Source organism: Streptomyces sp. NPDC054757, from assembly GCF_053612185.1.
This window is the reverse complement of sequence record NZ_JBSHBW010000024.1, coordinates 69,422-81,232: the sequence shown is the minus strand read 5'-3', so window position 1 is coordinate 81,232 and position 11,811 is coordinate 69,422. Positions and strand designations below refer to the sequence as shown.

Sequence of the window (11,811 nt, the reverse complement as noted above, 5' to 3'; positions counted from 1 at the left end):
ATGGCCACGTGAACATCATCCTTTTCCATTCGACCTACGGTTTGCGGCCCGCCGTCCACGCGGCGGGCGACCGGCTGCGTGCAGCCGGTCATCAGGTGCTGGTGCCCGATCTTTTCGACGGTATGACTTTCGAGACCGTCGAGGAGGGCATGGCCCTCAAGGAGGAGCTGGGCTCCGAAGAGCTGCTCAAGCGCGCCGTGACGGCCGCAGCTCCCCACTCGGACGAGGGTCTGGTCTACGCCGGGTTCTCGCTCGGCGGTTCCCTCGCGCAGAACCTGGCCATCGCCGACGAGAAGGCACGCGGGCTGCTGCTCCTGCACGGTACATCGGACATCGCCGACGACGCCTCCGTGGACGAGCTGCCCGTACAGCTGCACGTCGCCGACCCCGACCCGTTCGAGCCGCACGACTGGCTGAACGCCTGGTACCTGCGGATGCAGCGGATCGGGGCCGACGTGGAGGTGCACCGCTACGCGGGCGCGGGCCACCTCTACACCGACCCCGGGCTGCCCGACTACGACGCCGAGGCGGCCGAGCGGACCTGGCGGGTCGCGCTCGGCTTCCTCGAAACGCTGTAGAGCCGCGCGCGCCGGGGCCGGCCTGGAGTGGCTTCCCGCCGGGGTCAGCCCTTGAGGGCCTTGTCCAGGGCGGTGTTGAAGTCGGCGACGGACATGGGCGCGTTGTCACTGCCCGGGGTGGTCAGCTTCTTGCCGTCCATCTTGAGGGTGGGCGTGCCCGTGACCCCGCTCTTGTCGAACTTCTGGGACATCTTCATCGCCCACGCGTCGTAGGTGCCCTCGTTGACGGCTTTCTGGAAGGCCTTGTTGTCCTTCAGCTCGGGCACCGTCTGCGCGATCTTGATGAGGTACGAGTCGTCCTTGAACGTGTCCGTGGTCTCGTCGGGGTGCCACTTCGTGGAGTACATCGCGGTCTTGTACTGCTCGAAGGCGGTGGGGCTCACATTGAGCGCGGCGCCCAGGGCGCTCAGACCGTTCTTCGAGCCCTCGCCGCCGTTGTTGTCGATGAACGTCGCACCGATGTACTGGATCTTGAACTTGCCCGCGTCGAGGTCCTTCTGGACCGTCGGGCCGACCGTCTGGTCGAAGGTCGCGCAGATCGGGCAGCGCGGGTCCTCGTACATCTGCAGCGTCTTCTTGGCGGACGCCTTGCCGACGGTGACCGTGGTGCCGTCGGTGCCCGTGGTGTTCTTCGGCGCGACGACCTTGTCGCTCTTCGCGGCCTCCCAGTGGGAGGGCTTGTTCAGCTGCATGACGCCGTAGCCGACGCCGGCGGCTATCGCGAGGACGACGACGACCGATCCGGCGACGAAGACCTGCCGGCGGGTCTTGTCCTTCTTCGCCTGGCGCTCGCGCTCGGCGCGCAGCCGCTCGCGGGCCGCTGCCTTGTTGGCCTGGTTGTTGCGTGCACTCATGGTGGGGCTCTCCGTTTAGGACGTGGTGGGGGCAGGACGGAACTGCGTACTCAGCTCGGAAGGGGAGCCGGGTACGGAGGTCCGCGCAGTCCCACGGAGTGCGCGAGGAGCAGGGCGCGCGAGGTGCGCGGGCGGTGCACGGGGCGCGCACCGGGCCGTACGGAGGCGCCCGCGGCCGCGATGACGGCGACTGCGACGCGCAGCGGCCGGAATGCCAGGGCGCCGACCGACCGGGCCACCGAGGCCAGCGCGCTCTCCCCGCGCCGCAGCCAGAGCGCGGCCAGCAGCCCGACCGCGACATGTGCGCCGAGCAGCAGCCAGGGCAGCGCCGGGGCGGGGGAGTCGAGCAGCGCGACCGCGTCCTTGCCGGGGCCGGTCACGGAGGTCAGCGGGGTGCCGACCTGGCCGCCGCAGAGCACGTCCACGCCGACCGAGCGCAGCGCGCCTGCGACCGGGCCGCCCGAAGGGCCGTAACAGACGTGCTGGCCGGTGGTGAAGACGGTGTCGGCGGCGAGTTCGAGCGGGATGAGGACACCCGCGATCGCCCCGAACCCCCGCTCGCGCCCCGCCAGCGCGAAGGCCACGCCGAAGACGGCGGCGGCGAGCGCCGCCACGGTGACCGGCGGCAGCGGGACCCGCGAGAGGAGCACATGGGACGCAGCGGAGAGGGTCACGACCAGCGCTGTGAAAAGCGCCGCGCGAACCGCTCTGAGCTGCGTCCCTGATATGTCCATCGGCCCCGAGTGTGTCATGGGCGCGGGTAAGGGTCCCTTAAAGGTCCATGAGTCTCCTCGGTCTAAAGACCGGGGATGCGGCCATTGCGGAACAATTCCACGAATACCGCGTGGTCACGGCGGGTCTGCACCCCGTAGGAGTGCGCGAAGTCCACCAGCATCTTGGCGAAGCCGTCCTCGTCGGCAGCGATGGCCGCGTCGATGGCGCGCTCCGTCGAGAACGGCACCAGCGAGTGGCCGCTCTCGTCGTCCGCCGCCGCGTGCATGGTGGCCGTGGCCCGCCCGAGGTCGGCGACGACCGCCGCGATCTCCTCGGGGTCGTCCAGATCCGACCAGTCGAGATCCACCGCGTACGGCGAGACCTCCGCCACCAGCTGGCCCGCCCCGTCCAGCTCGGTCCAGCCGAGCCACGGGTCGGCGTGCGCCTGCAGGGCGCGCTGCGAGATCACCGTGCGGTGGCCCTCGTGCCGGAAGTAACCGCGGACCGAGGGGTCGGTGATGTGCCGGGCGACCGCCGGGGTCTGCCCCTGCTTCATATAGATGATCACGTCGTTCTCCAGGGCGTCGCTGTGCCCCTCCAGGAGAATGTTGTACGAGGGCAGCCCGGCCGAGCCGATCCCGATGCCCCTGCGCCCCACCACGTCCTTCACCCGGTACGAGTCGGGGCGGCCCAAGCTCTCCTCCGGGAGCGTCTCCAGATAGCCGTCGAAGGCCGCGAGGATCTTGTACCGGGACGCGGCGTCGAGCTCCACCGCGCTGCTGTCGGACGTGAAGCGGCGCTCGTGGTCCCGGATCTCGGTCATCGAGTCGAGGAGGGCGAATCGGGTGCGCGCCCTGGCCGCGCGCAGCGCGCCGAGCAGCGGGCCGTCCGCGGTGTCCAGCGTGAACGGCGGCACGTCGTCGTCCCTGGCGCCCGAGGCCAGCACCCGGATCCGCTCGCGGTAGGCGGCGGCGTAGGTCTCCACCAGGCCGGTGATCTGGTCGTCGCTGAGCGCCTTCGCGTGGCCGAGCAGCGCCAGCGAGGCCGCGAAGCGCTGGACGTCCCAGGTGAACGGGCCGACATAGGCCTCGTCGAAGTCGTTCACGTTGAAGACCAGCCGGCCGTTGGCGTCCATGTAGGTGCCGAAGTTCTCCGCGTGCAGGTCGCCGTGGATCCAGACCCGGCCGGTCCGCTCGTCCAGATACGGTCCGCCCTGCGCGCTCTCGCCCAGATCCTGGTAGAAGAGGCAGGCCGCGCCCCGGTAGAAGGCGAAGGCCGAGGCGGCCATCTTCCGGAACTTGACCCGGAAGGCGGCCGGATCGGCGGCCAGCAGCTCGCCGAATGCGGTGCCGAAAACGGCGAGGATCTCCTCGCCGCGCTCCTCGGAGCTGGACTGCGGGACCGACATCGCGTGTGCCTCCAGGGGCGTGACATAGGGGACAGCTGTTCCAACGGGCTCAACGCACGGAGCCACCGGGGAGTGCCCCACGGCTGTCGGTGGGCCGACGTAGACTCCAACGCTGTTCGCCCCACTCGTCCCGCAGGAGGCACCCCCGTGACCAAGCCGCCTTTCACGCACCTTCACGTCCACACGCAGTACTCCATGCTGGACGGTGCCGCGCGGCTCAAGGACATGTTCAACGCCTGCAACGAGATGGGCATGTCGCACATCGCCATGTCCGACCACGGCAACCTGCACGGGGCGTACGACTTCTTCCACTCCGCGCAGAAGGCGGGCGTGACGCCGATCATCGGCATCGAGGCGTACGTCGCCCCGGAGTCCCGGCGGAACAAGCGCAAGGTCAAATGGGGCCAGCCGCATCAGAAGCGGGACGATGTGTCCGGTTCGGGTGGTTATACCCATAAGACGATCTGGGCGGCGAACAGCACCGGCCTGCACAACCTCTTCAAGCTGTCGTCGGACGCGTACGCCGAGGGCTGGCTGCAGAAGTGGCCGCGTATGGACAAGGAGACGATCTCCCAGTGGTCCGACGGCCTGATCGCCTCCACCGGTTGCCCGTCCGGCGAGGTGCAGACCCGGCTGCGGCTCGGGCAGTTCGACGAGGCGATGCAGGCCGCATCGGACTACAAGGACATCTTCGGTGAGGGCCGGTACTTCCTGGAGCTGATGGACCACGGCATCGAGATCGAGCGCCGGGTCCGCGAGGGTCTGCTGGAGATCGGCCAGAAGCTCGGCATCCCGCCGCTGGTGACCAACGACTCGCACTACACCTACGCGCACGAGGCGAGCGCGCACGACGCCCTGCTCTGCATCCAGACCGGCAAGAACCTCTCGGACCCGGACCGCTTCCGCTTCGACGGCACCGGCTACTACCTCAAGACGACCGACGAGATGTACGCCATCGACTCGTCGGACGCCTGGCAGCAGGGGTGCGCCAACACCTTCCTGGTCGCGGAGCAGATCGACACCTCAGGGATGTTCGAGAAGCGCGACCTGATGCCCAAGTTCGACATCCCGGAGGGCTACACCGAGATCACCTGGTTCCAGGAAGAGGTCAGAACCGGCATGGAGCGCCGGTATCCGGGAGGTGTCCCCGAGGACCGCCAGAAGCAGGCGGAGTACGAGATGGACATCATCATCCAGATGGGGTTCCCGGGGTACTTCCTCGTCGTCGCCGACTTCATCATGTGGGCCAAGAACAACGGCATCGCGGTCGGCCCCGGCCGGGGCTCGGCGGCCGGTTCGATCGTCTCGTACGCCATGGGCATCACCGACCTCGACCCGATCACGCACGGGCTGATCTTCGAGCGGTTCCTCAACCCCGAGCGCGTCTCCATGCCCGATGTCGACATCGACTTCGACGAACGCAGGCGCGTCGAGGTGATCCGGTACGTGACCGAGAAGTACGGCGCCGACAAGGTCGCCATGATCGGTACCTACGGAAAGATCAAGGCCAAGAACGCGATCAAGGACTCAGCGCGGGTGCTCGGCTATCCGTACGCGATGGGCGACCGCCTCACCAAGGCGATGCCCGCCGACGTCCTCGGCAAGGGCATCGACCTCAGCGGCATCACCGACCCCAAGCACCCGCGCTACAGCGAGGCGGGCGAGATCCGGGGGATGTACGAGAACGAACCGGACGTCAAGAAGGTCATCGACACCGCCACCGGTGTCGAGGGGCTGGTCCGGCAGATGGGTGTGCACGCGGCCGGCGTGATCATGTCCAGTGAGCCCATCGTCGACCACGCCCCGGTCTGGGTCCGGCACACGGACAACGTCACGATCACGCAGTGGGACTACCCGCAGTGCGAGTCGCTCGGCCTGCTGAAGATGGACTTCCTGGGCCTGCGCAACCTGACGATCATGGACGACGCCGTCAAGATGGTGAGGGCCAACAAGGGCATCGACCTGGAGATGCTCTCCCTCCCGCTCGACGATCCCAAGACCTTCGAACTGCTCTGCCGCGGTGACACGCTCGGGGTCTTCCAGTTCGACGGCGGCCCGATGCGCTCCCTGCTGCGCCAGATGCAGCCCGACAACTTCGAGGACATTTCCGCCGTCTCGGCCCTGTACCGGCCGGGCCCGATGGGTATGAACTCGCACATCAACTACGCGGAGCGCAAGAACCACCGCCAGGAGATCACCCCGATCCACCCGGAGCTGGAGGAGCCGCTCAAGGAGGTCCTCGGCCTCACCTACGGCCTGATCGTGTACCAGGAGCAGGTGCAGAAGGCCGCCCAGATCGTCGCCGGGTACTCGCTCGGCGAGGCCGACATCCTGCGCCGCGTGATGGGCAAGAAGAAGGCCGACGAGCTCGCGAAGAACTTCGTGCTCTTCGAGGCCGGGGCCAAGAAGGAGGGCTTCTCGGACGCGGCGATCAAGGCGCTCTGGGACGTCCTGGTGCCCTTCGCCGGGTACGCGTTCAACAAGGCGCACTCCTCCGCGTACGGCCTGGTCACCTACTGGACCGCGTATCTCAAGGCCAACTACCCGGCCGAGTACATGGCGGCGCTGCTCACCTCGGTGCGCGACGACAAGGACAAGTCGGCGATCTACCTCAACGAGTGCCGCCGTATGGGCATCAAGGTGCTGCCGCCCAATGTGAACGAGTCCGAGTCCAACTTCGCCGCCCAGGGCGACGACGTGATCCTCTTCGGCCTCTCCGCGGTCCGCAACGTCGGGACGAACGTGGTGGAGTCGATCATCCGCTCCCGCAAGGCCAAGGGGAAGTACAGCTCCTTCCCCGACTACCTCGACAAGGTCGAGGCCGTGGCCTGCAACAAGCGCACCACCGAATCGCTCATCAAGGCGGGCGCCTTCGACGAGATGGGGCACACCCGCAAGGGCCTCACCGCGCACTTCGAGCCCATGATCGACAACGTGGTGGCGGTCAAGCGCAAGGAGGCCGAGGGGCAGTTCGACCTCTTCGGCGGCGGAGAGGAGGACAGCTCCGAGCCCGGCTTCGGACTCGATGTGGAGTTCTCCGACATCGAGTGGGAGAAGTCGTATCTGCTCGCGCAGGAACGGGAGATGCTCGGTCTCTACGTCTCCGACCACCCGCTCTTCGGCCTGGAGCACGTGCTCTCGGACAAGAGCGACGCCGCCATCGCCGCGCTGACCGGCGGGGAGCACGCGGACGGCGCCGTGGTGACCATCGGCGGCATCATCTCCGGCCTCCAGCGCAAGATGACCAAGCAGGGCAACGCCTGGGCCATCGCGACCGTCGAGGACCTGGCGGGCACCATCGAGTGCATGTTCTTCCCGGCCACCTACCAGCTGGTCTCGACCCAGCTGGTCGAGGACACCGTGGTGTTCGTCAAGGGCCGTCTCGATAAGCGCGAGGACGTCCCGCGGCTGGTCGCGATGGAGATGCAGGTCCCCGACCTGTCGTCGGCGGGGACCAACGCCCCGGTGACGATCACCATCCCGACCGTGAAGGTCACCCCGCCGATGGTCAGCAGGCTCGGTGAGATCCTCTCCCACCACCGGGGCAACTCCGAGGTACGGATCAAGCTCCAGGGCTCCCGCAAGACCACGGTGCTCCGCCTCGACCGGCACCGGGTGCAGCCCGACCCGGCGCTCTTCGGTGATCTGAAGGTGCTGCTCGGCCCGGCTTGTCTGGCCGGCTGAGCGGAGCGGCCTGCCGGGGGAGCCGGTCCGGGAGACCGGCTGAGGGGCGCGCTGTGCACGGCGCGCCCCTCGAACATCATTACAGCGAAGATCAGTTGTGCCCGAAGCGCTTCTGGTGCTTGCGCGCGACATCCGACGGGTTGCCCGGCATCGACTGCGGCTGGGACTGGTTCTGTGAATCGAAGGAGCCGGACCGGCCGTCCTGGCCGCCGCCTTCGGCGGAGGACGAGCGGTCCTGCTGACTGTCGTGCTTGGGACGGTTCTTGTGCTTGGCCATGGTGATGCCTCCTTGAGGGGGACCGGGGCCTGCCGCCCTTCGGGCAGCAACTGCACTCTGACGGCAGGCCCCAGGGCCAGGGTCGCGACCAGATTCACATATCGCACAGACTGCCGCATTTTGGATCATTACCGTGCGTAATGAGGGCTTGTCCCGGGCGACTTCGGACCAACTTGGCGCTGCGCCACGCCGATGATCGAGTTCCGGCCGTTAACCCTCGCGCGGTCGGGCAGACTCGAAGGAAACCCGAAGCACTTCCCCTTCTCCCGAGGTACCCGAAAGAGGGTGGATCGCGTGGACCGCTGCGTCGTTCTGGTGGACGCCGGATACCTGCTGGGGGCCGCCGCGAGTCTCCTCGCGGGAGAACCCGCCCGCTCGCGCATCACGGTCGACCACGGGGCACTCATCCAGGGCCTGCGCGAGCGCGCCGAGGACGACACCGCGCAGCCGCTGCTGCGGATCTACTGGTTCGACGGTGCCCCCGACCGGGTACCGCAGCCCGAACACCGCAGACTGCGGGTGATGCCCCGGGTGACCGTCCGGCTGGGCGCGCTGACCCGCAGCGACGGCCGCTGGGCGCAGAAGGGCGTCGACGCCGCGATGCACGCGGAGCTGACCGAACTGGCCAGAAATCGCGCCTGCTCGGACATTGTGCTGGTCACCGGTGACGGAGATCTGCTGCCCGGTCTGATGTCGGCGAAGGAGCACGGCGTGGCCGTGCACCTCTGGGCGGTCCAGGCCGCCGACGGGGACTACAACCAGTCCGAGGACCTGGTCGCCGAGGCCGACGAACGCCGGGTGCTGGACCGGAGCTGGATCACCAAGGCCGTACGGGCCAAGGAGACCGGCGGGGTTTGCGCTCCGGCGCCCGTGCCCCGGCCGGAGATCGCCGCGATCCTCTCCGCCCCGCTGCCCGAGTCGGCGCTCGCCGCGTCGGCCGAGCGGGCGGCGCAGGCCGCGGCCGTGCACAGCGTCGCGCCCCCCGGCCGTGAGGACACCCGGCGGCCGACCGACGAGGAGCGGGCACACGCGGCGGCCAAGGCCGGTGTCCCCACCCCCAAGGACCTTGCCGGACTGCGCGGACCCGCGGCGCAGCCCGCCCAGCAGCCGGCGAACGCGACGCTGCGCTGGTCGTCGGAGCGTGGCTGGATCGAGCGCCCGGGCCAGGCCGGTGAGCCCCCGGAGATCGCCTCCCTGCCGACACTCGCCCAGGTCACCACCGCCGAGCAGCGGTGGGCCGACCGCGAGGAGGACATCACCACGGTCGGCGGTGACCCCTTCGAGGTGGGGCAGGTCTTCGCCAGGCGGTGGATGGAGCGGCTTCCGGACCCGGGCCAGGTGCAGAAACTGTCCGCGATGTATCCCCGGATCCCGCACCGGATCGACGGCGAGCTGCTGCGGTACGCGGCCAGGTTCGGGCTGCTCGCCCATAAGGACGACCAGATCGACGAGCACGACCGGTACGCGATCAGGGCCGGGTTCTGGCGGGAGATCGACGTACGGGCCACGGAGCACGCGCCCGAGGGGGAGCAGGCCGGACGCTGACGCGCCCGCCGCAGGCCACCGCCCGAGCGGCCCCGCACGGCCCCGGCGCCCCTGCGGGCCGCCCAACCCCGTAGGCTCGTCCCTCGTGAGTACGGGCAATGTGTGCGTGGTGCGCGAGCTGGTGAAGACGTACCCGGCCGCGCGCGGCAGACGGGGGGCTCCCGGCACGCCCGAGGTGCGGGCCACCGACGGCATCTCCCTGACCGTGCGCCGCGGCGAGATCTTCGGACTGCTCGGCCCGAACGGCGCGGGCAAGTCCACCCTCGTACGCCAGCTCACCGGGCTGATGCGGCCCGACTCCGGCCGGGTCGAGGTGCTCGGACACGACCTCGTACGCCATCCCGAACGCGCCGCGCGGCTGCTCGGCTATCTCGGCCAGGAGTCCACCGCGCTCGACGAACTGACCGTCGCGCTGGCCGCCGAGACCACCGGCCGGCTCCGCGGACTCTCCGTGCCGGACGCCCGCCGGGAGCGGGACGCCGTCCTCGATGAGCTGGGCATCACCGAACTCGCCGGGCGGCCGCTGCGCAAGCTCTCCGGCGGCCAGCGCAGACTCGCCTGTTTCGCCGCGGCACTCGTCGGGGACCGCTCACTGCTCGTCCTGGACGAGCCCACCACCGGGATGGACCCGGTCGCACGGCGCGCCGTGTGGGCCGCGGTCGACCGGCGGCGGGCGGAGCGCGGAGTGACCGTGCTGCTGGTCACCCACAACGTCATCGAGGCCGAGACCGTGCTGGACCGGGTCGCCGTCATCGAACGCGGCCGGGTGATCGCCTGCGACACCCCGGCCGGGCTGAAGGCCCAGGTCGCCGGCGAGGTCCGGGTCGAACTGGTCTGGCGGGAGCGGGCGCCGCTCGATATCCCGGAGGTCGCCGTACTGCGCGAGTCCGCGCAGGAGTCGGGGCGCCGCTGGGTGCTGCGGCTCGCGCCCGACGCGGCGCGGGCCGCCGTCGCCGCGGTGACCGGCGGCCCCGCCTTCACCGCTCTCGACGACTTCACGCTGTCCACACCGAGCCTGGAGGACGTGTACATGGCGCTGGGCGGCCGTACGAAGGGGCTGGTGAAGGCGTGACCGCAGCGGTCTCCGCAGAGTCGCAGCCGTACCCGGGGGTCCCGGCACGCGGCGGGCCGGGCGTTCCCGAAGGCGCGGGGGCCCCGGGGAGCCTGCCCGACCCCGGCGCGGCCGACGCCGGAGCGGTCACCGAGGCCGCACCGCTCGCACCGCGCGCCCGGCTGCTGCCCGCGCTCGGCGCGGTCTACCGGGCGCAGCTGTCCCGGGCCCGGGTGGCGCGCATCCCGCTGCTCTTCGTGGCGACCTTCCAGTCGGTCGGGATCATGATCCTGATGCGCGGGGTGGTCGACGGCGGCGACGAGGCCCGCGCCGTGGTGGCGGGCTCGGCCGTCCTGGTCGTGGCGTTCGTCGCGCTCAACCTGCTCGCGCAGTACTTCGGGCAGCTGCGCGCCAGCGGCGGACTCGACCACTACGCCACCCTGCCGGTGCCGCCCGCGTCCGTGGTGCTGGGGACCGCGGGGGCGTACGCCTCCTTCACCGTGCCCGGCACGGTCGTCACGGCCGTCGCGGGTTCCGTTCTCTTCCAGCTGCCGCTGGCACATCTGTGGGTGCTCGCCGCCGTCGTCCCCCTCGCGGGAGCGGCGCTCGCCGGGCTCGGCGCGGCCCTGGGACTGCTCGCACCGCGCCAGGAACTGGCCACCCTGCTCGGGCAGCTGGGGATGTCCGCCGCGCTGCTCCTCGGCGTGCTGCCGGCCGCCCGGCTGCCGGAGCCGATCGCGTACGCCCGTGACCTGCTGCCCTCCACCTACGGTGTGGAGGCGCTGGCCCGTACCTTCGGGGACCACCCCGACTGGCCGGCGGTCGGGGCCGACCTCGCGGTCTGCGCGGCCGTCGGGGTCGTCTCGCTGGCCGTGGCGACGTGGGCCTACCGGCGGGCGGCGGTCCGGTGAGGCGGCGCACAGGGCCGCCTGGCACGATGGCAGAGTGACCGCGCCACTGACACCTCCGCACCAGCCGCCGAACGACGACCCGTGGCAGAAGGGTCCTTCGGGAGCCACCCCCTGGCCGGGGCCCGACCGGTCGGGCCCCGGCCAGGGGCCGGGACTCCGCACCGAGCTGGTGCAGGCGGCCGTCGTCGCGCTCCTGGTGGCGGTGGCGGGCGTCCTGCTGGGCGTGCTCTGGATGTGGCTCGCGCCGCGTGTTCCGCTGATCTCCGACGGCAAGGCGGTCTACCTCAAGGACTCCGAGGGCGAGCAGGCGATCGGCGGGGACGGTACGTTCGCGCTGCTCGGGCTTGCTTTCGGCGTGGTGAGCGCCGCCGCGGTCTTCCTCTTCCGCAAGCGCGGCGGTGTACCGCTGGTCCTCGCCCTCGCGGTCGGCGGGCTGCTCGGTTCGCTGCTGGCCTGGCGGGTCGGGATCTGGCTCGGCCCGTCGCAGGACGTGGTCGCGGCGGCCAAGCACGCGGGCAAGGGCGTCACCTTCGACGCACCGCTGAAACTGGCCGCCAAGGGCGCGCTGCTCGCGTGGCCGGTGGCGGCGATGATCGTGCATCTGGGGGTGACCGCGGTGTTCGGGCCCCGGGACCCCGAGCCGGTGTGGGCTCCGCAGCCCCTGCCCGCTCCGCCGTTCCCGCAGGCGTACGGGGACGCTCCGGAGTGGCCGGACCAGAAGCCGTAGCAGCCGCCCCGACGGTCCGGGGCCGTCACGTCGTGGGCCTCCTGCCGGAGCGGCCCCGAAAG

At 70.3% G+C, this 11,811-nt stretch carries 10 protein-coding genes; 6 read left to right on the top strand and 4 right to left on the bottom strand.

What is annotated here, in order from left to right; all coding sequences use genetic code 11:
* Positions 1–8: 8 nt before the first annotated feature.
* Positions 9–578: a dienelactone hydrolase family protein gene (locus tag ACWGKJ_RS25705; RefSeq protein WP_385023646.1), complete on the top strand. Its 570-nt coding sequence runs from the start codon at positions 9–11 to the stop codon at positions 576–578.
* Between the two features lie 44 nt (positions 579–622).
* Here the strand turns inward: ACWGKJ_RS25705 and ACWGKJ_RS25700 are convergent, their stop codons facing one another.
* The 3 genes from ACWGKJ_RS25700 to ACWGKJ_RS25690 form a co-directional block, all read right to left on the bottom strand.
* A complete protein-coding gene (locus ACWGKJ_RS25700) occupies positions 623–1,432 on the bottom strand; it encodes a thioredoxin domain-containing protein (protein WP_385023644.1) in 810 nt (269 codons plus the stop codon).
* Between the two features lie 50 nt (positions 1,433–1,482).
* Positions 1,483–2,166 carry a hypothetical protein gene (locus tag ACWGKJ_RS25695; protein WP_385023642.1) on the bottom strand — a complete coding sequence of 228 codons (684 nt, stop codon included), beginning with the start codon at positions 2,164–2,166 and terminating at the stop codon, positions 1,483–1,485.
* Between the two features lie 62 nt (positions 2,167–2,228).
* The gene (locus tag ACWGKJ_RS25690) at positions 2,229–3,554 is read right to left on the bottom strand and encodes a DUF2252 domain-containing protein (protein WP_385023640.1); all 1,326 of its coding nucleotides are present in this window, start codon (positions 3,552–3,554) and stop codon (positions 2,229–2,231) included.
* 147 nt (positions 3,555–3,701) lie between these two features.
* On the opposite strand from ACWGKJ_RS25690, the gene dnaE reads away from it, so the two are divergent.
* The gene (dnaE, locus tag ACWGKJ_RS25685) at positions 3,702–7,238 is read left to right on the top strand and encodes a DNA polymerase III subunit alpha (protein ID WP_385023638.1); all 3,537 of its coding nucleotides are present in this window, start codon (positions 3,702–3,704) and stop codon (positions 7,236–7,238) included.
* Between the two features lie 91 nt (positions 7,239–7,329).
* On the opposite strand, the gene ACWGKJ_RS25680 is transcribed toward dnaE, so the two are convergent.
* On the bottom strand, positions 7,330–7,515 hold the full coding sequence (locus ACWGKJ_RS25680) for a hypothetical protein (protein WP_385023636.1): 186 nt from the start codon (positions 7,513–7,515) through the stop codon (positions 7,330–7,332).
* Positions 7,516–7,800: 285 nt separating this feature from the next.
* On the opposite strand from ACWGKJ_RS25680, the gene ACWGKJ_RS25675 reads away from it, so the two are divergent.
* From ACWGKJ_RS25675 to ACWGKJ_RS25660, 4 genes are all read left to right on the top strand, one after another.
* Entirely contained in the window at positions 7,801–9,060 is a 1,260-nt protein-coding gene (locus ACWGKJ_RS25675; RefSeq protein WP_385023634.1) for an NYN domain-containing protein, read from the top strand.
* 100 nt (positions 9,061–9,160) lie between these two features.
* Positions 9,161–10,132 carry an ABC transporter ATP-binding protein gene (locus ACWGKJ_RS25670; RefSeq protein ID WP_385023726.1) on the top strand — a complete coding sequence of 324 codons (972 nt, stop codon included), beginning with the start codon at positions 9,161–9,163 and terminating at the stop codon, positions 10,130–10,132.
* A 92-nt stretch (positions 10,133–10,224) separates the two neighbouring features.
* On the top strand, positions 10,225–11,022 hold the full coding sequence (locus tag ACWGKJ_RS25665; RefSeq protein ID WP_385023724.1) for an ABC transporter permease: 798 nt from the start codon (positions 10,225–10,227) through the stop codon (positions 11,020–11,022).
* A gap of 34 nt (positions 11,023–11,056) precedes the next feature.
* Positions 11,057–11,749 carry a hypothetical protein gene (locus ACWGKJ_RS25660; RefSeq protein WP_453315822.1) on the top strand — a complete coding sequence of 231 codons (693 nt, stop codon included), beginning with the start codon at positions 11,057–11,059 and terminating at the stop codon, positions 11,747–11,749.
* The last annotated feature ends 62 nt before the right edge of the window (positions 11,750–11,811 follow it).

Bases quoted from the DNA above. Each gene is read 5' to 3' on its own strand.
- ACWGKJ_RS25700 (WP_385023644.1), bottom strand. From the start codon at position 1,432: ATGAGTGCACGCAACAACCAGGCCAACAAGGCAGCGGCCCGCGAGCGG.
- ACWGKJ_RS25695 (WP_385023642.1), bottom strand. From the start codon at position 2,166: ATGGACATATCAGGGACGCAGCTCAGAGCGGTTCGCGCGGCGCTTTTC.
- ACWGKJ_RS25690 (WP_385023640.1), bottom strand. From the start codon at position 3,554: ATGTCGGTCCCGCAGTCCAGCTCCGAGGAGCGCGGCGAGGAGATCCTC.
- ACWGKJ_RS25680 (WP_385023636.1), bottom strand. From the start codon at position 7,515: ATGGCCAAGCACAAGAACCGTCCCAAGCACGACAGTCAGCAGGACCGC.